Genomic DNA, 24,544 nt, shown 5'->3' with positions numbered 1-24,544 from the left:
TAACCCGTAATTTAATTATGCTATCCCTATTTAACTAAAAACACCCTCGACTATTATTATTGTTATTTTGACAATTATAATAAACAACAGGGATTTACTCCTTTAATAACTTAAGCGCAGTTTGTTTAGAAATTTCGATAACCGTTCCGTGGGCCATTTTAAGATCAGTGGCCTGGCGTTTCCACGTTTTCAGATCCTTAGATACAAACAGGTAAGCAAAATCGCTTTCAAATGGATCTGTAAACATGCAATAATTTGAACCGATTTTTACTATCGATGGCCCTTCGTCGCCGGTTGATGGGGTTACCGGCCCATGTTCATCACCCCAGGGCCCTTCCGGGCTTTGGCCGGCCCGGTAATAAATATTAGGGATATGGGTGTTATCATCTTTTTTATAAAATAAAAGATAGCGTTTGTTATCCTTATAAATAAAGGCATCTATAGGCCCCTGGTTGCCGCTTGCGCCGCCCGCCGGAGATCCGTTGCGGAAAAGAATAGCGGGCTTGCTAAATACCTTGAAATCTTTTGTAGTTACAAAATAAATCCTGCCTTCTCCTCCTTTTTTCCACGGACCAACATTTGACGACCAATAGATCATGTAGTTTTTCTTTTGGGGGTTATAAAATATTTCGGGCGCCCAGCAATTGCTGGTGCTATCTATACCTAAACCTACAGGGATGGCTTTTTCTTCTTCCCATTTTGCCGGATCTTTGGATTCGGCATAACCAATATTTTTTCCTTTCCAGCCGGTGGTCCATACCATCCGGAAAATTCCATCTGTTCCCAGGTTGATGCTGGGATCCCTGATCAGTTTTTCGCCTACCTGGGGTGTTGCTACAACCTTTCCCTGGTTAACCGGCAGCCAATTGATGCCATTGGTGCTTACCGCAAGGTTAACGCCGGCATTTTGCTCAACAAAATAGGAAAAAAGGAAAAATTGCTTTGCATTGGTATCGGGTTTTGTTTGTGCATGAGCTACGCCAACACACACCGTTAGCAAGGCAATCAGTTGAATAAGCACCGGTTTTTTTATCATTTTTTATCGTTGGTTAAAATCTGTTTGTACAATTATTTTGTATTGTTAGCCGGCCGCAACATCATTCAGGAGATAAAGAGCCGGCCTCCCAGATGGTGTCATTTAATAAATACGACTTGACCGCTTTTGACGATGCCATTTTCGTTAAAACGCTCTACGGTAAAATAATAGCTTTGTTTGCTATTTAAATTTCCAATTTCGGCGCCGTTTTTTCCGTTTACCTGGTAGTTTTGATACATTTTGCCAGGTGCGATGCCATACCTGATATTATAACCTGTTGAAGATTGACAGGCAAGCCATTTTAAACGGATACGGCACCGGTCGGTACTGTCCCTTATTGCAGTAAAAGTAATTTTTTCTTTGGCCAGTTGTTGCAATTGCTTTCCGAATACCCGCAGTCCCCATAATGCGAAAGTGCCGCCGGGAACGCTCACGTTCCTGATACGCAAATATTTTGCATATACCGGTTTAGCCAATTCAATATAGGGGTGGGGGTTATCCTGCGCTGTTAACCACGTATTGTTTATTAGTGTCCAATGGGTATTGTCGGCCGATACTTCCAATAGATAATCGTAAGCTTCATGGGGCTTCCGGCCGTATATCCCGGCATTATGATCGGCAAAATTTATTTGTATCGCATTAATTCTGCATTTGGCTTTCAAATCCATACTTATCCATTCCTTATCACTGCCGGTTGCCGCACTCCAATATGTCCTGACATCCTCATCTGCCGCCAATGAAGCCTCGTGCCCCCTGATTTGGGACGAGACCGAAACCGGCTTGTTATAAGACAGCAACGCCCATCCTGTAGAGAGAGCAGAGGGGCTGTTTATCCGCCTATCGGGTACAAAAAAAGGATAATCGCCATAACCGGTGTAGGTATAAGCATCCTCCGGCGACCGGAAAAAAGCCGGAAAGATTCCCAACCGGCGCTCATACCGATGGTGCACCGATATGGTCATTGTCGAGATTCTCCAATAATTACCGTATTTGTCCAGGAAGGTACTGCTATGCCCCGCGCTGCCTATAAAGCCTCCCTGCCTGGCAGAAAACGGATTATTCGGGGCCAGGCGGAAAGGGCCTAAGGGTGAATCGCCAGTGTAAAGCCCATCCGAATAGCTTTTAAATTCTGTTTCGGGACAAGCATATTGCAGGTAATATTTCCCTTTAACCTTTGTCATCCACGCCCCCTCAATCCATGGCCGGGAGGGCAGCTCGTTATGCTCGCCCGAACGCTCCCAGCCATTAACAGAGCGGTCGCTATTGATAAGCGGAATAGGCGGGGTTTTGGGCATCAGGGTTTTCATGTCCAGTTCAACAACAAAAATAGGATTGATATTTGAGCAGCCATAATAAAGATATAGCCGGCTATCATCATCAAAAAACAAATCCGGGTCTACCAGGCTAATCGGAAATGCCGGGTTGGCAACTGTCCACTTTCCGCTTTGCGGATTACCTGTTTTGTATATCTTGCCTCCATCCTTCCCGGTAGAGGCCATAAACAAAACCGTATCTCCTATCACCACGGCGGTTGGCGCATAATCCTCTAAGGGCAAATCATCCGTTTTTATAAGTTTCCATTGCTTCAGGTCGGGCGAATGCCAATACCCACCCGATTTGGAAGCAAAAAGATAGTACTCGCCTTTAAAAACGATGACGGCAGGGTCTGCCGCCTCCCTGCGCGACGGTGTATCAAGGCAAAACCTATAGTTCAGATCCAGCGGATTACATATGGTGTACTGTGCTTTTTGATGCCGGTTCTGCGCGCGCAAATTACCGCAACCAACCAATACAGTTAATAGTACCAGGCTGGAAACTATGGTGGCTGTCTTTAATATTTGCAAAATATACTCTTTAATATGTTGGTTCATTTTTTCAGCATGGTTGCATTAATGTAGCTTCATTTCCCATAGGCCCGGCACGCCGGATAGCACGGTTACCCTAAGATACCTCGCCGATCCTATTTTAGCGGCAACCTCCGGCGACCGCACTGCCGGTTCGGTGTTTGTTTTAACCGTGAGCCATTTTTTTCCGTCGGTTGATTTCTCCAGCTTCCAGGTATGCCCTAAGGTAGAGGCAACAAAATACAACTCGCACTTGTTAACCTTTTTAACCGATCCCAGGTCGGCTTCAAGCCAGGGCTGGGTATCACCGGCTGCCATCCAAAAAGTTCCGTAGTTGCCATCCACCGCATTTTCGGGCTTACCATTCATGGTGCGCTCAACGGCAACAACGCCCTCGCCCTTATCGCGGGGAGCAATGCCTGCAATACCGGATATAGCGGTGTCGATAACAGACTTGATTAAAGAATCCGGCCTGGAGTCCGACGCCTTAACAGCCACTGGTTTTATGGCCGCGGGGTAGCTGTTTTTTAACAGCGCACCAATACCGGCGCGGTTTACCTTCACGGGTTTAATGGTGCCATCGGCATTAAAATCCAGCTTATTGGCAAAAACCTGCCGTGTTGTATAGCCATTACCATATTCCAGGTAAAAGAAAACGTATTGCCCGGTGCCTGGCATTTCAAATACGTTGCCATGCCCTGGCCCCCAAACATTGGCGGCGATATCCGACTGTAGTATAATATCTGGACCTGCCGGGGCCGAATACGGCCCCAGGGGGCCGGCTTTGCTCATCATATAGGCGTACACATAGTTTGAGCCACCGCTTAGCGTATAAACATAGTAATAGATTCCTTTGCGCTTGAAAAGAAACGGACCTTCAGAGTAGCCGGCCCGCGAGGTTTGTATAATCACTTTATCTCCGGTCAGGGTTTTCCAGTCGGGGCTAAGTTTCGATATATTTCTTTTCCTCCACACCAGGTAGGCCGATCCGTCATCGTCAACAAACGGGTCGCCGTCAATATCATTCGCTACCGGCTTAGCTTCTTCGCCGGCTTTTTCGGGTTCGTTAAAGTAAACACCCGTGCCATTGGTAAAATGAAACGGCCCTTCGGGTATGGGGGCAGTAAGCAAATAAGTACCCACCTGCCCATTGGGTTTAACAATGGTAGCAAACATTTGGTATGCACCGTCTTTTTTAAATACCTTTCCGGGCGCCCAAAAACGGAAATATCCGGTTTTGGGCGCGCCATCCCTATCTTTGTAGTTGTAAGGCTTGCTCCAGTCAATAACCGGTAATATATTACCGCTGTAACTCCAATTGATCATATCGGGCGATTTCCATACCACCGGCGGGCCCATCCTGTCAAGCTTCCGGTCAATGTCCGACGTTCCGTAAAGATAATATACACCATTGAACGTAACTACCGAGGGATCTGCCGAGTAATCCGGGATAACCGGATTAAACCCCAACTGCTGGGCATAACACACCCCATTTAGTATTGTTAATAGCAGTGTGATAAAGAAGCTTTTACTCAATCTGTAGTTACACATAATTAATTAGGTTGCTTTTATTGGGGTTTATGTTGCAGAGGCTATAGTACCCGCAGCGCACTACAGCAAAAATAACGGCTCCATTGGTTATTCCCGGACTTCAAATATCATTCATTTTTAGCATCGGCAAAAGGGGGTAAATTGCTCAAACAGCGGGGATAATGACACTCCGCCACTGTTTTTGCCCTTTTAACAGTTAATATCCCTGTTTTCAGTCAAACTCAGATATGGTTGCAGATATGCCAGCCAATGCGCGGATACGGCCTATACTTATTTGCCCCTAACCGGCAAAAACAGCAATACCGATGCAGGGAGAAGACGGAAAGTATGCCCTGCCCTCTATCGCCGTGAAACGACGGCAACATAAGTTTTAATTTTTTAAAAATCATTGCATATTTCTTGATAAAAATTGCTGTTTACTGCATATTTATTTCGCTAATCAGACACATTTTTGAACACCTTTTCAAAAATGCATTTTTTGATTTTATCTTTTGACAAAAAACGCCCTTGTTCAGCCAAACCAACAACCATCCGAACACTTAATACCCTGATTACAAACGCAATAACCACTCACCCCCGAACACCCGAACAGTGTATGTAAAAAGCGAACGCTTTGCATACAAATCACCTGATTATCGTTAATGATCCCGACATGGTACTCCGCCCGTGTTTCGGGTTGATGATATAATAGTATACGCCGCCCGGCACAGGGGTACCATTGTAAGTGCCATCCCACGGAACCGCGTACCCTACCGAGGCGAACAGCCTGGCGCCGTAACGGTTATAAACCTCAACGGTGCAGTTGGTGTAAGTGTTGAGGTATTTGATGTTCCATTGGTCGTTAACGCCATCGCCATTGGGGGAGAAAGCATTAGGTACAACCGGCCCCTGCAATACGGAAACATTCACCTGCCCGCTTACCGAGCAACCCGAACTGTTGGTCACTGTAAGGGTATAGGTGATATCGTCGGTAGGTGTAACCGTTGGGTTTAACAAGGTAGCATCGTTAAGGTAAGTTGCCGGCGACCATAAATATGTCAGCCCTGTACCCGTTGCAGTAGCAGGTAGCCTGGCGGTTCCGCCGGATAATACCGTAATGTCGGGTCCGGTAGTAATAACTGGAATAGGGTTTACAGTAATAGCCTGACTTGCCGAAACCGGGCAGGAATTTGTTGCCGTGTAAACGTAGTTTATAGTAAAAGTACCGGCTCCTGATACAGTTGGATCAAATATACCGGTACTACTTACCCCAGTGCCTGAGTATACACCTGTACCGGCTACGCCAGCGGTTTCCTGGGCTGCTAATTGTACAGTGCCGCCATTAACACATACTGCCGATGGTGCAGTGAAAGTTATATCGGGTACGGCAAGCAGGGTAATGGTTTTATCCATAATAGATACGCAGCTGCCGCCGGAATAAGCAACCATGCGCACCTGGTAGTTTTGCGAGGCCGGGGTATGAAAAGCCGTATAGGTGTGATTATATATTTTTCCATAGCTTGGGCTTTCGTCAGTTTCAACTGTACCCGGGTTATTACCATAATCGTAGTACCACTCTACTTTGGTAATGCTACCAAAATCGACCGTAGAAGTGTTGGTAAAGCTTACCTGCTGATCGCTGCACAGCGCTGATGTATTGGCCACGGTGAATGATGCTACGGGTATAGATCCATTCACCGTAAAACTTTGAGTAATTGCAGATGTACAGCCACTTGCCGATGTTACCGTAAGCGTAACCTGGTACACCGCTGCCTGGGTATATTTATGCGATGGATTTTTCAGGGTGGATGTATTGGGATTGGCAGTGGTTGCATTCGCATCGCCGAAATTCCACAAATAAGTAAAACTCCCTGTGCTGTTATCGGCAATAGTGCTGTTATTCGTAAATGTGGCCGATGCATCGGCCAGGCAAACATCGGGCATCGCGAATGCAGCTACAGGCAACGGGCTTACCGTAAGGCTTTTTGTAAGTGTAGCCGTACACCCGCCTGTGTTGGTGATGGTTAACTTTATGCTATAAGTACCCGCGCTGGCGTACAGGTGGGTAAAAGCTGTGTTGGTGGTTTTGGTTTCGGTTGTGCCGTCGCCGTAATCCCAAAGCCAGGTGGTGATTGTACCCGTGCCTGTTGTTGATTGATCGGTAATGGTAACCGCCTGGGTTAAACAATCGGGCGTGGTAAAGCTGAATGCCGCTACCGGCAGCGCGTTGATGGTTACCGTTTTGGTGATAACCGATGGCGTACACCCGGTATTGCCCGTTACAGTAAGCGTTACTGTATAAGTACCTGTTTTAGCGTAGGTATGCGTAGGGCTTTGTAATGCCGATGTTTGCCCATCGCCAAAGTTCCAGGCCCATGATTGTATGGTTGATCCGTTGGTTACCGAGGCATCGGTAAACACATTTGCTGTACCCAGGCAGGTTTGATCGGCAGTAGTAAATGCAGCCACCGGCGCCGGGGTGACTATTAGCGTTAAATTATTAGATGCCACAACACAGCTGGCCGATGTGATATTTGCTGTTATTGCCGAGACCAGGCGATACAGATAAGTGCCCGCCGTAGTAGGGGTTGTAATAGTATACGTGGTAGCCGTACCGGCGGTACTTAGGTCTGTCCAGCTGCCGTTGGTATACATTTGTAGTTTTTGCACGTACCCGCTGGCCAGTGTACTGGTAGCATTAATAGTATATGTTTGTGCCGAACCCGCGCATGTGGTTTCGGTACCTGTGGTTGAACCGTTGAAAACAGCCGAAACAGTTGAACCGTAAGGACTGAAGGTGATGTCATCTACAGCGAAATCGTTACCCTGCGTGCCGCTGGCATTACTCACCAGTTTAATTACCACGTCGCCTGTGCCCGCGGGTAAGGTGAAGTTTGCCGTGTAATTATGCCATACATTGCCGGTAGGTACATCGCCGGTTGATACGCCTGTTCCTAATTCGGTTACACCATCAGCGGCGTAAATGTGAAAAACCATATTAGGCAATATACCACCTGTTGACAGTACATTTTTAATCCAAACGCCAAACTGATACTGGGTGTTGCCGCAAAGGCCGGGGACCGTATGGGTATAAACCGTGCCTGCCTGTACGTTTCCGTTTACCACCATCATATAGCCGCTGGTATTACCCGTTGTTTCATAATCATGATCGTAACTGGTTACAAAGCCGCCGTGTACAGTGGTATTGCTTTGGTTTGTTATGGTGTAATAGTTTTCGCCAATTTGCCCGCTTGCACTGTAAACGTAAGTGGTAGATCCTGAATCAGCAGAAAGCGCGCCGGCCCTTGAGGCAGTGCCCGAACCAAAGGTTATTTTAACAACCGGGTCGCCCAGGCTTTGTGCCTCAGCCTGGCAGTATGAAAACAGGATATACAGAAAACAGGCGATAAGGGCAAGCGGTTTGCCGGGCTTTAAAGTAAACAACATCTATAAGCACAATTAATTTGGTGGATTGGCGCAACAGTGCACAGCCAATCTGTACTAAAGATGTTGTAACATAGGCGTATTTACAGTAATGTATCGATTAACTGGCTGTTTCAATCGGTAAATGAAACACATCATTTAAACTAAAACAGGTTTGAGGACAGGGCACGTTTTGTTTGTTGATTTATGGGCGCTGGCAGCAGGCGGTTAATCATGTGCATGCAAACTTTTCAGGCACATGAATATACCCTCGTAAAATTACCCGGCAATCTTCTAAATGGCCATGATTAGTATCATTTTGCTTAATGGCTTTAGGCATATTTAGATATTTAAGGGCCGATACCTTTGACCTATAATTAAAAAAACAAACAAGATGAACAAATTATTATTATCCGTTTTTACAATATTAATGATAGCCTCATTAAGAGGTTTTGGTCAACAAAAAAGTGAGTGGAACGTACGCGTTCGCGGTGTATATGTTGCTCCGCAGGAAAGTGCAACTATTGGTGTAATTGGTGGCGGTATCGATATCAGCAAGGTTGTTATCCCCGAAATTGACTTTACGTACTTCTTTATGAAGGATTTCTCGGCCGAACTGATACTGGGCACATCAAGGCATAAAGTAAACACTACGGCCTCAAATTTAACCGCTATTGGTGGCAGCTCATCTGCCGATGTTAGCCTGGGCAAGGTTTCATTATTGCCGCCAACGCTTACTTTGCAATATCACCTGCCAACGGGCATCGCATTTAAACCCTATATAGGCGCAGGTGCCAATTACACTATTTTTTATAACGCAAACGCGGGTGGAGTGGTAAAAAATGTTAGTTATCAAAACAAGTTCGCCTTCGCTACCCAATTGGGTTTCGACTATGATTTGAATAAGAAGTTCTTTTTGAACATAGATGTTAAAAAAGTGTTCTTATCCACCAATGCAAAGGTTGATGCATCCAATTTAACACCGGCATCAAGTCCCGAACTGGCGCCTACCCTGGCAGGCATTAAAGCCGATGTTAAAATTAATCCATGGCTAATTGGTGTAGGTTTTGGTGCCCGATTTAAATAAACCCCAGGTAATGCCATAATAAAACTCTACTTAAAAACCACCGCGGGCAACCAGCTTACGGTGTTTTTTTCATTTTACATATATACCTGTTTAATAAAAAAGCCCTGCATGTTGATGCAAGGCTCTTAGCAATATGATTGGCAGGTCGGTTACGACATTTTTAATTTCTTTTGGATGTCGGCAACGTAACCTTTAAACTTTTTATCGGTATCAATCAAATCTTCTACAGTTTGGCAGGCATAAATCACGGTAGAGTGATCGCGGCCACCAAAGAAATTACCTATTGATTTTAATGAACTTTTAGTATGGGCCTTGGCCAGGTACATAGAAATTTGACGGGCCTGCACAATTTCGCGTTTGCGGGTTTGTGATTTCACCATCTCGATAGGTACTTCAAAATATTCGCAAACCAGGCTTTGGATATATTCCATCGAAATTTCTTTCGATGAGTTTTTCACAAAGTTTTTCAACATTTGTTTAGCCAGGTTCAGGTCAATCTCCTTACGGTTTAAGGTTGATTGTGCCAGCAACGATACCATGGCGCCTTCCAGCTCACGTACATTGTTATCAATATTATGGGCTACGTATTCAATAACATCGTTTGATAGTTCGATACCATCCTGGTAGATCTTATTTTTAAGAATAGCCATACGGGTTTCCAGATCAGGGATCTGCAAATCGGCCGACAGGCCCCATTTAAACCTCGATAAAAGGCGCTCTTCTAAACCAGCCAAATCCTTTGGCGCCTTATCTGATGTAATAATCAGCTGCTTGCCGCTTTGGTGCAGGTGGTTAAAAATGTGAAAGAAAAAGTCCTGTGTTTTTTCTTTACCGGCAAAGTTGTGTACATCATCCATAATGAGCACATCAATAGCCTGGTAAAAATTAACAAAATCGTTAATGTTATTATGTTTAAGTGCGTCTACAAATTGCTGTGTAAATTTCTCGCACGATACATATAGTACCAATTTATCGGGCAGTGAACGTTTTATTTCGTTACCGATGGCCTGGGCAAGGTGTGTTTTACCTAAACCTACGCCGCCATAAATCATTAACGGGTTAAATGAAGTACCACCCGGTTTCGCGGCCACTGCGTAACCGGCCGACCTGGCCAGGCGGTTACAATCGCCTTCAACAAAATTTTCGAAGGTATAGTTTCTGTTCAGTTGCGGGTCAACATTTAACTTTTTGAGGCCGGGTATCACAAAAGGATTTTTAATGTCCTTATTAATAGAGATAGGGATCGGCATCGACTGATTTTTTGACTCGGCTCCATTTCCGTTCGAGGGCATATTAGTTGTATAGGGTTTACTTGATGATGATTGCTCAACAACAATATTATACTCTAAACGCCCTTCATCGCCCAATTGTTTTTTAATCGTTTTGCGTAATAACCCTACGTAGTGCTCTTCAAGCCATTCGTAAAAAAACAAACTTGGTACTTGTATCGTCAAGACACTCCCTTCCATTCTCAAGGCTTTTATCGGCTCGAACCAGGTTTTAAAGCTCTGGGCCGGTATGTTGTCCTTTATGATCTGAAGACAGCTATTCCAAACGTTAGTACAAGTTTTTTCCATATTAGATATAAGTAATTATTTGATTTCCAACCCCTCAGTCAACTTATTTCGGGACTGTTACGGAACATCAAATGTGTCCAAAAAAAGTGTATAAAAAAATTAAATTTTCACTTTTTTAACATTTCCCAAGTTATCAACAAAAGTTGTTTTTAAGTATAAAATTTGTATATAACGCAATGTTTTGTAATAAAAAATGCAATTGAATTATTTTTAATTTAATTTTTCGCATTGTGGCTAATACACTAAAAATCACCAAAATAACCTTGCTTTTCTTTACTTTCATACAGCAAAATCGAGGCAATTTTTTATCCTTTTCAGCCTTTTGCGTTGCACTAAAAACTAAAGCACTGGTTTAATGCTTATTAAAAATAAAAGCTGTTCTTTTGTTAATTATGGCACGGTACCTATACAAACCTGAAGCCCAACCCGCGGTACTAATATTCCCCAAAAACCTCCCGCAGTATATCCGCGATTTCTCCTAAGGTAGCATAATTTTCAACCGAAGATACTATAAAAGGCATTAAATTTTCTGTGCCCCTTGCTGCTATTCTTAATAGTTGTAAAGTTGTTTCAACAGCTTGGTTGTCTCTTTTGTTTTTGAGTTTTTTAATTTTTTCTATCTGCATTTTGCGGATGGAATCATCAACCCTAAACACACCCGAGGGGGCGTCTTCATGCTGGGTAAATTTGTTTACACCCACCAGGATTTTATCGCCGCTTTCAATATCATTCTGATACTGGTATGCCGACGCGGCTATCTCCTGTTGAATATAATCCTGCTCTATGGCTTTAACAGCGCCCCCCATGGCTTCAATCTTGTCCAGGTATAATTGCGCAGCGGTTTCTACCTCGTCGGTCAGGGCTTCTATAAAGTATGAGCCAGCCAGCGGGTCTACAGTATCGGTAACCCCACTTTCAAAGGCGATGATTTGCTGGGTACGCAGGGCTATTTTGGCTGCCGCCTCGGTTGGCAGGGATAAAGCTTCGTCGTAACCATTGGTATGCAGCGATTGGGTGCCGCCTAATACCGCCGCCAGGGCCTGGTTACTTACTCTTATAATATTATTAAGCGGCTGCTGTGCGGTTAAGGTCGATCCGCCGGTTTGGGTATGAAAACGCAACTTTTGTGCACCGGCATCGGTTGCTCCTAATTCTTTGGTAATATGCGCCCACATTCGCCTTGCAGCCCTGAACTTGGCTATCTCTTCGAAAAAGTTATTATGGCAGTTAAAAAAGAAAGACAGCCGCTTGGCAAATACATTTATATCCAGCCCTTTTTCAAGCGCCGCCTTTAAATAGGCTTTGCCGTTGGCCAGGGTAAAAGCCAGCTCCTGTACCGCCGTTGAACCAGCTTCCCGGATGTGATAGCCCGAAATAGATATGGTGTTCCACTTAGGCACTTCCTTGCTGCAGTATTCAAACACATCGGTAATTAACCGCATTGATGGAGTGGGCGGGTATATATAAGTACCGCGCGCGGCGTACTCCTTTAATATATCATTTTGAATGGTGCCCGAAATCCGGCCCAGGTCTGCCCCTTGTTTTTTTGCTAACGCGATGTACATGGCCAGCAAAATAGCTGCGGTAGCATTAATGGTCATGCTGGTGGTAATATCCTTAAGCTGTATACCATCAAACAATATTTCAATATCCTCCAGCGAATCGATAGCTACGCCAACTTTACCTACTTCGCCTTCGGATAGTTCATGATCGCTGTCGTATCCAATCTGCGTAGGCAGGTCAAAAGCTACCGAAAGACCGGTTGTTCCCTGGCTTAATAAATAATGATACCGCTTGTTTGATTCTTCGGCAGTTGAAAAGCCGGCGTACTGACGCATTGTCCAGGCTTTGCCCCGGTACATGTCTTTTTGAATGCCTCGTGTAAACGGGAACTGGCCCGGCAGCTCGTCCATCCTGGAGGGTTCGGTGTAAACTTCCTTTATTTCGATACCAGATGTGGTGCTGAATTTTTTAGCCATGTAGTTTAAAATAATTCTTCCAGATCTTGCCTCACCAGGTTAATGGCTATCTCATACGGATCATCTTCTAACTGACTTAAGTGGATGAGCACGGTTTTGCTCAGGTCCATGGCGGTAGCGTTTTGAGGGAGGCCTTTTACAGCGTTGTTTACCAGGCTCAGGGTGTCGTCCTTTACTCTTTTCATTACTGCCCAAACCCGGCTGCTTACATAAATTTGCTGGGTAACGTTATGCTGAAACTCGGTACGTATTTCGTTAACAATAACAATATGCAAATCGGCAGCCGAAAGGCCGCCTGCATTGAGGCGAATGAGCATATTAGCGGGATTAATACGATCAATAAATAACACAACGCGCTCGTAGGCTTGCAACCGCAATGGCAGGGTTTGGCTGCTTACACTACGCTTAAGCTCCAGCAGCTGTACCTGGTTTTGTTTATCAAGATATGGTTTAACCAGGTAAAAGGCTATCCATATAACACCGGCGCCGGCTACGGTAAACTTTAAAATATCAAGTAAATATTGGGTTGTAAGCATGGTTATTAAAATGTTATACAGAGGTCATAAAATAGCTATGGATGTAAAAATCCACATTTTACCTTATATTTGTATAGTTAAATATAAAATAAGATGAGTACTGCTGTTGAAATTTTACCGGTATCATTTACACCGGGCGCCGTTAAGGAACTTTTTAAGTTGAAGGATCAGCAAGAGATTGGCGATGAGTTTGGCCTGCGTGTTGGTGTTGAGGGTGGTGGCTGCTCGGGTATGAGCTACGTACTGGGTTTTGACCAGAAAAAGGATGGCGACCAGGAATTCATTATTGATGGTATAAAAGTATTTATGCACAAAGCCCATGGCATGTACCTGATGGGTATGCAGATAGATTTTCAGGACGGCTTAAATGCCCGTGGCTTTACATTTAACAACCCTAATGCTGCAAGCAGCTGTGGTTGCGGAACATCATTCTCTGTTTAAAATAGAATCAAGAGTTAAGAATCAAGATTCAAGACGAAGAATATAAAAGTAAAGTAAAAAGGCGGCCCAACGGGTTGCCTTTTTACTTTACTCACAGTATTTTATCAATAGTTTTTTTCATCCAATATGGTGCACTGGGCGACCGGCCTACCCAATGCAGGGCTACCTTTCCTGTTTTATCAAGTATAAGATTGGTAGGGTAAAGTTCGATGCCATATCGTTTGGCCAAATAGCCTCCCTCGGCTATGATCTGGTAATTGAAAGGCGTATCATCCATGAATTTTTTTATATAACTTTTAACATCCAGCGATACCGATACAAAAACAACATTATCATTCCCTTTGTAGCGGGCAACAACATCATTTAACTCGGGCACTTCCTGCATACAACCCGGGCAGCCTATAAAGAAAAAATTAAGCACAACAACTTTGCCGCGCAAATCTTTCAATGATATCCTGTTTCCGTTGATGTCATGGCTGGTGAATGGTGATATCTCTTCGCCTACCTTAAAATAAGCCGATTCGTTGGGCTTGGGCCATGCAGCCATATAATCGTAAGGCTCGCCGGGTGGCGTAGTTAGGGCAGGCGTTTCCGGGGCATTATCTTCCTTTGGTGCCGGTGCATCGTGAATAATGTTTGGGGGTTGATTACCTTTTACAATAATAAACTGGTTATTAATATTATTCCAATCGGCGGGCCAAATGGAATATTTCCTGCTAACCATTAACTTATTCCATTCTGCCATTGGGTATATCTTCCCGGCCGAATCTTTAACTACCGAATTCTTATCTAATTCCCATCTTATGGTTTTTGCGCTTGTTTTAACAACATCCTGGGCGCAGGCGATTGCGCTTAAGGTAGTAAGCATAATCAGCAAGCAGATATTTCTGATCACAAATGACGCATCCGTGTAAATATTTAAGGATTGTGATTTCATAAGGCGGTAAACTAACGGTAAGATATTATTTATTGATCAAATAGTCAATAGTATTTACCCAGCGAACTTGATTATTGTACTTGCAATAAAAACATTTTTGATGCTGTAACAAATTGGTATAGTGCTTAGTCATACGGTCAAGTTTTTTATTTTGATAGCATGCCGGTAAAAACCTCCTACAGAGAAAATATTTCGATTGCGTTACAATCCATTGCCGGTAACAGGCTGCGTACATCGCTTACGGCTTTAATTATTGCTATTGGTATAATGGCGCTGGTAAGTATTTTAACAGCTATTGAGGGGATACGGCAGTTTACCAATGATGCCTTTGCCGATTTGGGCGCCAACTCATTTACCATTCAAAACCGCGGCGAAGGGTTGAATTTTGGTAACGGCGGCCACCGCAAAATGTACCCGCCCATTACTTACGACCAGGCCGACCGCTTTAAAAAAACATTTAAACTGCCTGTTATCATTGCTGTTAATATTGATGTTACCGGCACCGCTGTTGCTAAATTCGGCAGCGAAAAAACAAACCAGAATATTTCGATATCCGGATCAAACGAAAACTACCTGGCCACCAGTGGTAAAAAACTCTCTTTCGGCCGTAACTTTTCAACTTCAGAATTGGAGCATGGTTCAAACGTGGTACTTATTGGCGACGAGATTAAGCAAAAGCTTTTTAAACACTCCGACCCGGTTAACCAAAACGTTTTTATTGGTGGTAACAAATACAAAATAGTGGGCGTAATTGCCTCAAAAGGTTCAAGTTCATTTGGTGGCGATAAGTTTTGTATTATCCCTATATTAAAAGCCAAACAAATTGACACCAATAGAAATGCTTCCTACACAGTTACCGTTAAAGTGAAAGGCCCTGGTGCTTTGGATGCTACCATTGGCGAGGCTACCTCGTTATTCAGGAATGTGCGCAGCCTTAATGTGGCCAGCCAGGATAATTTTGAAATATCACGAAGTGATTCGATCCAGAAAGAACTATCCGGTCAGCTGGCCGGGATTACTGCCGGTGGATTTGCCATTAGTATCATAACGCTGATTGGCGCTGCTATTGGCCTCATGAACATTATGCTGGTATCGGTAACCGAACGTACCCGCGAAATTGGGGTGCGTAAAGCCATAGGCGCCACACCTGCCGTAATACGTAAACAGTTTTTAATTGAGGCTATTGTAATATGCCTTATAGGCGGGGCGGCGGGTATAGTATTAGGTATGGCCGCCGGTAACGTCATCGCTGTTCAGATAAGCGGAACCTTTGCCGTGCCATGGGGATGGCTGATATTCGCGGTAGTACTATGTACATTCATCGGGTTGATATCTGGCTATTACCCGGCTAAAAAGGCCGCAAAGCTTGACCCGGTTGAAGCCCTGCGATACGAATAAGCTAAAAGCAGAAGGCTCAAGGCTGAAAGCAGGCAATAAAAACATATAACCCACTAAAATTCTTATCATAATAAAAATGCCGCAAGTTGTTAACAAGCGGCATTTTGCATTAATATCTTTTTTAAGTTAGCAGGTAAATTTAAGTCTGAATATAATACAAACCAGCCAAAGCACGGCGTTGGAATATACGCCTGCCAGTACATCGTCCATCATTACACCTGTACCACTGGGCAGGGCTTCCATTTTACGGATACCAAGCGGTTTAACAATATCAAAAAAGCGAAACAGTACAAGCCCGCCCAATAAAATGTAAAGGTTTTGCGGTAAAAACAACACCGAGATAAGCATACCGGCAACTTCATCTATCACCACGCGCGAACTGTCTTCGCCCCAATCCGGTTCAACCTTGTTGCTCACGTATACACCCCACAGGGTGATAACGATGGTTATAGCCAGTAAATAAAATGGATTTTGTAAAGCAGGAAATTGCCACAACAGCCAAATGCCGCCGCAGGTAACTATAGCCGCATAAGTGCCGCCGCCCTTTAAAAAACCGATGCCGAATATTGAGGCTATTATTTTGTTAAATTGGATCATTGTTATTCGTTCATTTGTTCAAGGTTCATTTGTTCATTGGTGCGTAGTTTGTCAGACTAACTTACTGCCTGCCACTTTTGCCAACTGCTAACTAAAAACCGCCCACTGCCGACTGAACTACTGCTTATCCAAAACATCTTCCGCGGCTTCTGCTACCTCCGGTTCGATGGTGTGGCGCCTGGGGAAGTTGAATAGCAGCGATGTTAATACAGGTATAATAAATATGGCTACTGTAAATACCGATGTAGCTATATCGGCGCCCTCGCCTTCCATCATTTTAGAGAAACCTGTTTCCGGGTAAAAGTGGATATATAATGATGCCGATAATTTTAAACCCAATACACCTATTACAATAAATGCCACAGTTTCCAGGAAGGTAAATTTCTCCATCAGCTTAACAAAGGCCTGGGCAACAAAACGCATAGCCAGTATGCCTATGAATACGCCTATGTAAATCAAAACCACATGATCTGTAAAAGCTACTGCAGCAAATACGTTATCAATAGAGAAAGCCAGGTCCATTAATTCAACCAGCGCAACGGTGGCCCAAAATACCCCAAATACACCCACTGTTGATTTATATAGCCAGTTTTTGCTTTTGTCAACCTCTTCTTCTTCGCCTCCTGCGTTTGCAGCCTGAATTTTACCTTTAAAATAATCAAAGCAAAGGTATAACAGGTATAAGCCGCCAATGGGTTTTAACCACCATATTTTTACCAGCCACGCGGCCAGGAAAAGACAAACACCCCGCAATACATAAGCGCCAATGATACCATAACGTAAAGCTTTTTTACGCTGATCTTTAGGAAGATCGAGCACCATGGTTGCAAGCACGGCGGCATTATCTACAGATAGCAAACTCTCTATCAGGATCAGGTTTAAAATAATGAGCAGGCCGGCTTTAATATCGGGGCCTAATATTGTATGTAAATCCATATAAACAGGTAATGTATTTTTGTTAAGGTTAAATAAACTAAATTAAATCGGTATTGAGCATGCTTTTTAAAATATTGGCTTGCACATCGATATTGCTGATATTATCAAGGAAGGTAATATCCGAGATCTTTTTATAATTATCGGCAAGCAGGGCGGCAATTTCCGGCGGCATATGAGCTTTCATCGCAGCGGCGTTGCCCTCAAGCCTGTCGTTTTTGTCTTTGAGTTCATACATCAGCCGCTCTTTTTTCGACATATTGGTGGTCATATCCAGCCCGGCTATTTTTGCCACGTCAAAAAACACAAACAGGTTATCGCCGGGGGCATATATAAAATACCTATCGGCCTCAATAAATTTGTAAACCTCGATAACCTGCGCTCCTGATTTTAAACCGCAATAAAACTCTGTTTTAAAATCATATTTGCACAACACCCCCATCAGCTTACGCTGAATTTTGGCGTATTCATTTTTGTAAACGTCCGTTAGGTTAAAGGCCGTAACCTCTTCCATCAGGTCGGTGCTGATAGTGTAAAAAAAATCGGCCGCAAACCTTGAGCTAAACGCGTTGATGTTTTTAGACAGTGGGTTTTCTGTTGAACTATCCGACAATACCTGGAATAGCTTTCGTAACGATAAGTTGATCTTGAGCGCCTGCCTTTGCTTTTCAAGGTTAAAGTTTGCCAGGGTATAAGTGGGGTCGTTCAGCCGTTCAATCATCTCGCGGTTAATCTGAATTTCATCAAACAACAGGCTTACATTGGTCTCGTTGTTCTTTTTGATCTTCCGGAGCAAATCTATGAGGCTTTGGGTAAACTGTAGGTGGAACAGGTCGAGTTTATTGATATCAAGCTCGGGATTGGCCTCAAACAGTTTATGGATTACCTGGCTGCGCAGGTAAATTTTATAAATCATATCGTCGCCAAAAAATACAGAAAGCAGTTGCAGCTTACTGAGCATCCGGTTACTCTGATTTAAAATATTTAACCTGTTTTCGTCCATGGAGAAGGAACAAATTTACGAAAAAAGAAACCCCACCCAAACCCTACCCTGAAGGCGAGGCCTTTAAATGCAAATCGCCTGTGAAGACACAGGCGATGGGGAAATTAAGTCATTACGAGCGCAGCGCGGCAATCGCGAACTGTGCAGTGTGTGCAAGATTCGAGATTGCTGCGTTCCTTATAATGACGTGTTTGTAAGTTATTGACTGTCACTATAAAATATCCGTCATTGCCACGAAGCAATCCCCTACATGCTTAGTCCCACATAGTTCGGGATTGCTTCGTACCTCGCAATGACGGTAGTTTAGAGCATTCGTTTAACTTATATCCCTTGCACGTCATAACGATCTTTTTCAGGTTTTACCGGATGGATACGCGCAATGACATAAAGAGATGATGGGACTTCGCTTACGCGTTAGTCACATGCTTTTTCAACTCTGTTTCCAGTGTCTGCAATTCGGTGTTAAGTACCTTTCTGTTGGCAGTACCTTCATCATGAATACGTTTTACCTCGGTAAGGGTTTCAATCAGCGATGCGGTTGTGCGTTTCAGGGTATCCAGCGATACTACCGTTTTCTCATTCTCGCGGGCAACGTCAATACTGTTTTGTTTAAGCAGCTCGGCATTTTTTTGCAGGATGGTGTTGGTTGTATCCGAGATCTTTTTCTGCATCTCCACATTTTCCTTCTGGCGGTTCAGGGCAACAGCTATCGTAAGCTGATTTTTCCAAACCGGGATGGTGGTTGATACGATGGATTGTGCTTTCTCGGCTATGGTAGTGTTATTACTTTGCACCACGCGTATTTGTGCCAATGATTGCATCATGATAAACCTTACTACTTTCAAGTCGGCAAGGCGTTTATCAAGGCGATTCACAAAATCGCGCAGGTCGGCAATTTCGTAATCGTTATAGGCCGATGGGTTGGCATCCATTTGCGCCAATTGCTCACTCAGTTCATTGTATTTTAACTGACCGGATATGATCAGCTCTTCCATCTGGTGGATGTAAGTCACGTTGCTGTCAAACATAGTTTGCAACGAACTATTGTCCTTCAGTGAGTTAACCCTACCTGCCTTAATCTTATTGGTGATCTTATCGATGTTGTTAATCACCGTATCGTACTTCTGAAATAGTTTTTTGGCATCAAATACCAGCTTTTTCATGAAAGGGATATGGGAGATAAACGAGGTGAACGCGTTTTGGTTCAGCTCATCTACGTCAATATAGTTCAGTTCGGTAAGCAGGTCGTTTATCAGCAAACCAACTTCGCCGGAGTTATAGGTACGTACCGAAGTTAAAAAGTTGTTACTATACTTCTCCATCGATGCCTGCACATCAGTGCCATAGTTAAGGATGGAGTTAACATCCTTAGGGTCAAGAGCCTTGGCTACTTCACTGTACTTTTGCACTTCGGTAGGCGTAATGTTAGTTAAATCTACATTACCCTCCTTATCCAGTAATTTTACAGGAGTGGTTGTTCCCGGTGCCGGAGTTATATCCAGGTTAACCGGGGTTATATTTATCGGGGTGTTATTTGGTGCGCCTTCCATTTTCTTGCGTTTTTAATGGTGATTTTGGTCAGTCGTGAGTGGTGAATGGTCAGTTGTGTGTAGTTAGTTAGTTAGTTAGTGTTGATATGCTTCTATACTTACCATTCACTGCTCACTATTCACCACTCACCAACTCACTATAAATAATTATTGGTAACTGTTTTAACGGTTTCTTCCAGTTTGCGGTCGCGGGTTGGTTCGCCAATGGCATTAAATTTCCATTCGCCGTTCTTTTTGTAAAAAACGCCCATAACCATGGCAACGTGGCCCGCAAAATCTTTACTGTGTGCAATATCATAGGTAGCAAACACTTCGTTTACACGGGTTGGTGTACCTTCATAAATGCGGATGGAGGCGAAAGGAATAGTACCAAAATCCTGTCCGCGAAAGCTGTTCAGCATAAATGCTACATAGGCTACCGATGCAGGCAAACCCGGAAGGTTTACAGTAATTACTTCATTGTCAATACCGTCGTTGCCGTTTAAATCGCCGGTAAGGTCGTCGCCGCTATGTTTTACCGAGCCATCTTTTGATTTTAAATTGCCGAAATAGATCACATCTACCAGGCGTTTGCTTTCGTCAAACAAAGCGCAACTGGCGTCAAGATCAACCGCTTCTTTGGTTACGCCAAAGCCAAAAAGGCCTTTTTTTTCAATGGCTCCCCAGTTAATACCCACGCAAACACTTTGTAATTTGCTGCCGTTACTTTTTTCGAGGCTGATGCGTTGTCCCTTTTGAAGATTAATTGCCATAGCCGTTATTGATATTTGTTTAAATAATCCTGCAGGCCACCTTTCATACCAACGCCAACAGCTTCAAATTTCCAGTTATTATCTTTTTTGTAAATACGGCCAAACTCAACAGCGGTTTCTATCGAGAAATCTTCTTCCAGCTCATATTTCAAAATATCGGCACCTGTTTCGGCATCAAATATCCTGATGAATGAGTTGCGCACCTGGCCAAAGTTTTGCCTGCGTGCTTCGGCCTCATGGATGGTTACTACTATACAAATTTCAGATACCTGCGGGGAAATTTTAGACAGATCGACCTTTACCTGCTCGTCATCGCCATCGCCCGCGCCGGTAAGGTTATCGCCGGTATGCTCAACCGCGCCATCCGGGGATACCAGGTTGTTATAAAACACAAAATATTCGTCGGCCAGTAATCGTTTATTGTCGCCCAAAATAAAAACAGATGCGTCTAAATCGAACGCGCTGCCTGTTGATGAGCTATTGGTATCCCAGCCCAGCCCTATAGTAAATTTGGGGGCGTGGATGCTTTCGCGCTGGCCTTTTTGCAAATTAATTGCCATGTTTAATCAGATTTTTATTGTTTATAAATAGGTTTTTGGTAATAAAGTTAAGGTTTTGGGCATAGGCATCAATAGTATGGTAGCCATTGCCCAAAGCCATATCATATAGCAAGTTTACAAAATCCATTGTTTGGTTTTGTATAAAAATACTAAAGCAATCGGGATTGTAATTCAATATATATTTAACTATCCGGGTATTAATAGCAAAGTTGCCGCTTTGTATAATGGGCTCCAGGTCGAAAATAGTTTTTACCTGGTGATAGTTTAAAAAGTTCTCGATGTTGGGGTGGATGGTTTTATTCACCAGCTCGGCAAAGTACAGCATATAAATATCATTGCTCAGGCCGTATGCATCCACCATCTTCATGATCATGCGCTCGTGGCTGCCGGTTATTTTAATATCATCTAAAAATATCAGCGTTTTACCGGTCAAAAAATCCTTGTCGATATGGAATGAGTCGTTCCCTATCAGGTTCATTCTTTGCTCGGCGTTCAGTTCGCCATAATCTTCCTTATACGTAATGGTGCGGTGTACCTTGGTTTCCTGCACTACTGCGTATCCGTGTTGTGCCAGCCAGCGGTTAAGGCCGTATACAAACCATGTTTTCATGGCAAAGGTAGCTGTTGGGATAAACGAGTAAGGGCTTGATATCACCACAATTTGCTGCGTGATGGGTTGTTTTGATAAAATATGCCCAATAAAACCATCCGCTAAAGCGCAGCCAAATTTCCGGGCTACGGCTTCATCCCCAAATTTGAAACGGCTGTAGCTATCCGGGCAAAAGCCGAAGCTGCTATCGTTATCAACATGATGTAATGAGTAGGTAGCGTTCATTAGCTTAATAAGGCTAAAATAGATTGGTTGTTTGAATTGATAAGCAAACTTTTTATACCGGCCGCAAGTGCACCGTCAATATCAGCTTTAGGGTTATCGCCTATATGTATAATATCAGTTAAATTGATATCCTTATGGGTGTTAACCTGTTTGATGTTTTGCAGCATTAAATTAAACAAGGCCGGGTTTGGCTTCGACATCCCCACCTCGTCTGAGTACAGTTGAAAATCAAAGTAATTGCTCATCTTTAATTCCACCAGTACCTTTCTTAAGGTTGCCCCCTTTATAAAACCGGTATTGCTTAACAAACTAAAGGTACTACCTGTTTTATCTTTTAGATGCTGCAACGTGGAAATTGTTACAGGCGAGTATACCAGCGGCAAGTAGTAAAACAACAGCTTCTCCATATCCTGGTACAGTTTGCCGGTATCAATATCTGATAAGCTGAGCTGATTGTCATTAATCAGGCTAATCACCATCAGGTACATCTCATCGGCATCAATGTTTTTGCCTGTGTTTTCATTCACCGCGTTGCACATCAAATCCACCTGCCTGAAAGCCCTGGCCACCTCGTCGATGCTTTTACCTGCAGGATTAAAATCCCGGTGAAAGATTTTGGTACGCTCTATTTTAAAATATGGATTTGATTTGATCAGCGTAAGCCAAAGATCGAAGGAGTAGTGTTGGTACATTGCAGGCCGTGTAGGTTGTACGTGATACGTTGTAAGTTATACGTTTTGCCTAATTAGCAAATATAGATGTACAACAAAATTTTCAATATTGTTAGCCATTATAAATATAGGTTGTACGCGATATGTTGTAAGCTACACGTTTTTTTACCAAACAGGCACGTACAACGTATAACTTACAACGTACAACCCAATTCAATACTGTTTAAGTAGTTCCAAAAAATTATCCGTTGCAAATGGTTCGCCAATGGCGCGGAATTTCCAGGTTCCGTCTTTACGGTATACCTCGGCAAATTTCATGGAGCACATACCGTTGTAGGTGGCATCGCCCGACAGGCTGAATTTGGCTATCTCTTTGCCATGGTTGTCAACAGCGCGGATAAAGGCATTCTCGACCATGCCAAAATGCTGATTTTTCCTTTGGCCCTGGTATATGGCTACAATAAACAGGATGCGATCGTATTTCGGATCCAGCGCATCCAGTTTCACGATGATTTGCTCATCATCGCCAGCGCCAGCGCCTGTACGGTTATCGCCCGTAAGCCAGATATGGTTTGATGGATGGCGCATGGAGTTAAAATAAACCACATCGCCCTCATATAAATTTATTTTGTTGCCGTTGGGTTTTTGAAACGTGCGGCCCCTGTTGGCCACATGGCCGTTTTTATCCAGCAGGAAAGCTATAGCATCCAGGTCATACTCCACTTCTTCACCGCCGCCGCCAAATAGTTTGCCCAAAAAACCGCCGCCACCGCGGCTTTGCCTTACATCCCAGCCTAAGCCAATGGTCACCGACGACAGGTCGAAGCTTTCGCCCTTATCATTTTTACGAAGATCAATTGTTTGACCTTTAACCAGATTAATTGCCATAATAATATTGTTAATCAATAAAAGCCAGCCCCCTTCCGGGGAGGGTTGGGTGGGGACGCCCCTTGTTATTTAATAATTTGCCCCTTAAAATACTTGCTTAAAAAGAAGGCAAGATCCTCCTTGTAACCCACGCCCGATGCCTCAAACTTCCAGGCGCCGTTACGGCGGTATAAACGGCCAAACTCAATAGCTGTTTCGATAGAAAAATCTTCGCCCAACTCATATTTGCAAACTTCGCTGCCGGTTTGCTCATCAATAATGCGAATGTATGAATCGCGCACCTGGCCAAAGTTTTGCCTGCGGGGCTGTGCTTCGTGAATGGTTACCACAAACAATATCTCCTGTATTTTACCATCAACTTTAGTTAAATCAATATTGATAGATTCATCATCGCCGCCATCGCTGTTGCCGCCCGAAGGATCGTCGCCGGTGTGATGAACAGCGCCGTCAGGCGAATCTACGTTGTTATAAAAAACGAAAAATTCGTCTTCAGGTACAAACCTGTTGCCATCTATCATGATAGCCGATACGTCCAGGTCGAAATCATAACCTGTGCCTTCATTTGGGTTCCAGCCCAAACCAACTGTCATTTTCGACAGTCCGATATCTATTTTTTGTCCTTTTTGAAGATTAATAGCCATTGTAAAATGTATTTATATATTGACAAGCAGGCCGCGTAATTGTTACGAAAATGGCCTCAAATTTTGCTTAACTAAGGTTTAAAATGCACAACTAAGGTATATGTTTTTTTGATATACAGTATGAAATAAAAATGAAGGAACCAACCCGCCCTATTCCCCGAAAAGGGTACGCCCTATAGGTCCGATGCCTATGATGCGAAGGAATTTGCAGACTGCTCCCGCAGGGCAAAAGCCCGTCAGAAAGCTGGCCGGGCCAGACGCTGGCACCTGGCATCGGGCGCGGGCCGGTATACGTCAATATCGAACATAAACTAAGGGCATGCTAT

At 43.8% G+C, this 24,544-nt stretch carries 21 protein-coding genes; 3 read left to right on the top strand and 18 right to left on the bottom strand.

The genetic code is table 11. From position 1 onward, the window contains the following. Positions 1–94 precede the first annotated feature (94 nt). The 4 genes from FSB76_RS17015 to FSB76_RS32845 all read right to left on the bottom strand — a co-directional run bounded on the left by FSB76_RS17015 (position 95) and on the right by FSB76_RS32845 (position 7,857). Complete coding sequence (locus FSB76_RS17015; protein ID WP_147055368.1) at positions 95–1,036, bottom strand: glycoside hydrolase family 43 protein; 942 nt, start codon at positions 1,034–1,036, stop codon at positions 95–97. A gap of 98 nt (positions 1,037–1,134) precedes the next feature. Next, on the bottom strand, positions 1,135–2,907 hold the full coding sequence (locus tag FSB76_RS17010) for a family 43 glycosylhydrolase (protein WP_147055365.1): 1,773 nt from the start codon (positions 2,905–2,907) through the stop codon (positions 1,135–1,137). A gap of 18 nt (positions 2,908–2,925) precedes the next feature. Then, a complete protein-coding gene (locus FSB76_RS17005; RefSeq protein ID WP_147055363.1) occupies positions 2,926–4,431 on the bottom strand; it encodes a family 43 glycosylhydrolase in 1,506 nt (501 codons plus the stop codon). A 624-nt stretch (positions 4,432–5,055) separates the two neighbouring features. Next, positions 5,056–7,857, bottom strand: coding sequence for a PKD domain-containing protein (locus FSB76_RS32845; protein ID WP_147055361.1), 2,802 nt, complete (start codon positions 7,855–7,857; stop codon positions 5,056–5,058). A gap of 370 nt (positions 7,858–8,227) precedes the next feature. On the opposite strand from FSB76_RS32845, the gene FSB76_RS16995 reads away from it, so the two are divergent. Further along, a complete protein-coding gene (locus FSB76_RS16995; protein ID WP_147055359.1) occupies positions 8,228–8,920 on the top strand; it encodes an OmpW/AlkL family protein in 693 nt (230 codons plus the stop codon). 149 nt (positions 8,921–9,069) lie between these two features. On the opposite strand, the gene dnaA is transcribed toward FSB76_RS16995, so the two are convergent. The 3 genes from dnaA to FSB76_RS16980 form a co-directional block, all read right to left on the bottom strand. After that, on the bottom strand, positions 9,070–10,497 hold the full coding sequence (dnaA, locus tag FSB76_RS16990) for a chromosomal replication initiator protein DnaA (protein ID WP_090651550.1): 1,428 nt from the start codon (positions 10,495–10,497) through the stop codon (positions 9,070–9,072). 434 nt (positions 10,498–10,931) lie between these two features. Beyond that, a complete protein-coding gene (locus tag FSB76_RS16985) occupies positions 10,932–12,476 on the bottom strand; it encodes an acyl-CoA mutase large subunit family protein (RefSeq protein ID WP_147055357.1) in 1,545 nt (514 codons plus the stop codon). A 5-nt stretch (positions 12,477–12,481) separates the two neighbouring features. Then, complete coding sequence (locus FSB76_RS16980) at positions 12,482–13,012, bottom strand: DUF7935 family protein (RefSeq protein ID WP_147055355.1); 531 nt, start codon at positions 13,010–13,012, stop codon at positions 12,482–12,484. 93 nt (positions 13,013–13,105) lie between these two features. On the opposite strand from FSB76_RS16980, the gene FSB76_RS16975 reads away from it, so the two are divergent. Next, a complete protein-coding gene (locus FSB76_RS16975) occupies positions 13,106–13,453 on the top strand; it encodes a HesB/IscA family protein (RefSeq protein ID WP_147055353.1) in 348 nt (115 codons plus the stop codon). Between the two features lie 91 nt (positions 13,454–13,544). On the opposite strand, the gene FSB76_RS16970 is transcribed toward FSB76_RS16975, so the two are convergent. After that, a complete protein-coding gene (locus FSB76_RS16970; RefSeq protein WP_147055351.1) occupies positions 13,545–14,390 on the bottom strand; it encodes a peroxiredoxin family protein in 846 nt (281 codons plus the stop codon). Positions 14,391–14,549: 159 nt separating this feature from the next. Here FSB76_RS16970 and FSB76_RS16965 point away from each other — a divergent pair, with 159 nt between their 5' ends. After that, the gene (locus FSB76_RS16965) at positions 14,550–15,788 is read left to right on the top strand and encodes an ABC transporter permease (protein WP_147055349.1); all 1,239 of its coding nucleotides are present in this window, start codon (positions 14,550–14,552) and stop codon (positions 15,786–15,788) included. Positions 15,789–15,914: 126 nt separating this feature from the next. Here the strand turns inward: FSB76_RS16965 and FSB76_RS16960 are convergent, their stop codons facing one another. From FSB76_RS16960 to FSB76_RS16915, 10 genes are all read right to left on the bottom strand, one after another. Continuing rightward, on the bottom strand, positions 15,915–16,385 hold the full coding sequence (locus tag FSB76_RS16960; protein WP_192910083.1) for a phosphatidylglycerophosphatase A family protein: 471 nt from the start codon (positions 16,383–16,385) through the stop codon (positions 15,915–15,917). Between the two features lie 117 nt (positions 16,386–16,502). After that, positions 16,503–17,321: a TerC family protein gene (locus tag FSB76_RS16955; protein WP_147055345.1), complete on the bottom strand. Its 819-nt coding sequence runs from the start codon at positions 17,319–17,321 to the stop codon at positions 16,503–16,505. Positions 17,322–17,358: 37 nt separating this feature from the next. Then, positions 17,359–18,321: a hypothetical protein gene (locus FSB76_RS16950; RefSeq protein WP_147055343.1), complete on the bottom strand. Its 963-nt coding sequence runs from the start codon at positions 18,319–18,321 to the stop codon at positions 17,359–17,361. A gap of 407 nt (positions 18,322–18,728) precedes the next feature. After that, positions 18,729–19,871: a toxic anion resistance protein gene (locus FSB76_RS16945; protein ID WP_147055341.1), complete on the bottom strand. Its 1,143-nt coding sequence runs from the start codon at positions 19,869–19,871 to the stop codon at positions 18,729–18,731. A gap of 137 nt (positions 19,872–20,008) precedes the next feature. Continuing rightward, on the bottom strand, positions 20,009–20,623 hold the full coding sequence (locus FSB76_RS16940; RefSeq protein WP_147055339.1) for a TerD family protein: 615 nt from the start codon (positions 20,621–20,623) through the stop codon (positions 20,009–20,011). Positions 20,624–20,628: 5 nt separating this feature from the next. Beyond that, positions 20,629–21,183, bottom strand: coding sequence for a TerD family protein (locus FSB76_RS16935; RefSeq protein ID WP_147055337.1), 555 nt, complete (start codon positions 21,181–21,183; stop codon positions 20,629–20,631). Beyond that, on the bottom strand, positions 21,173–22,018 hold the full coding sequence (locus FSB76_RS16930; RefSeq protein WP_147055335.1) for a phosphoribosyltransferase family protein: 846 nt from the start codon (positions 22,016–22,018) through the stop codon (positions 21,173–21,175). The genes FSB76_RS16935 and FSB76_RS16930 overlap by 11 nt, the downstream gene beginning before the upstream one ends. Further along, positions 22,018–22,710, bottom strand: coding sequence for an HAD family hydrolase (locus tag FSB76_RS16925; RefSeq protein WP_147055333.1), 693 nt, complete (start codon positions 22,708–22,710; stop codon positions 22,018–22,020). Before FSB76_RS16925 ends, FSB76_RS16930 begins: the two co-directional genes overlap by 1 nt. Positions 22,711–22,902: 192 nt before the next feature. After that, positions 22,903–23,577, bottom strand: coding sequence for a TerD family protein (locus FSB76_RS16920; protein ID WP_147055330.1), 675 nt, complete (start codon positions 23,575–23,577; stop codon positions 22,903–22,905). A 65-nt stretch (positions 23,578–23,642) separates the two neighbouring features. Further along, on the bottom strand, positions 23,643–24,218 hold the full coding sequence (locus FSB76_RS16915; protein ID WP_147055328.1) for a TerD family protein: 576 nt from the start codon (positions 24,216–24,218) through the stop codon (positions 23,643–23,645). Positions 24,219–24,544: the final 326 nt, after the last annotated feature.

Source organism: Mucilaginibacter ginsenosidivorax (genome assembly GCF_007971525.1).
Taxonomy (GTDB): Bacteria; Bacteroidota; Bacteroidia; order Sphingobacteriales; family Sphingobacteriaceae; genus Mucilaginibacter; species Mucilaginibacter ginsenosidivorax.
This window is presented reverse-complemented; position numbering and strand designations above follow the sequence as displayed.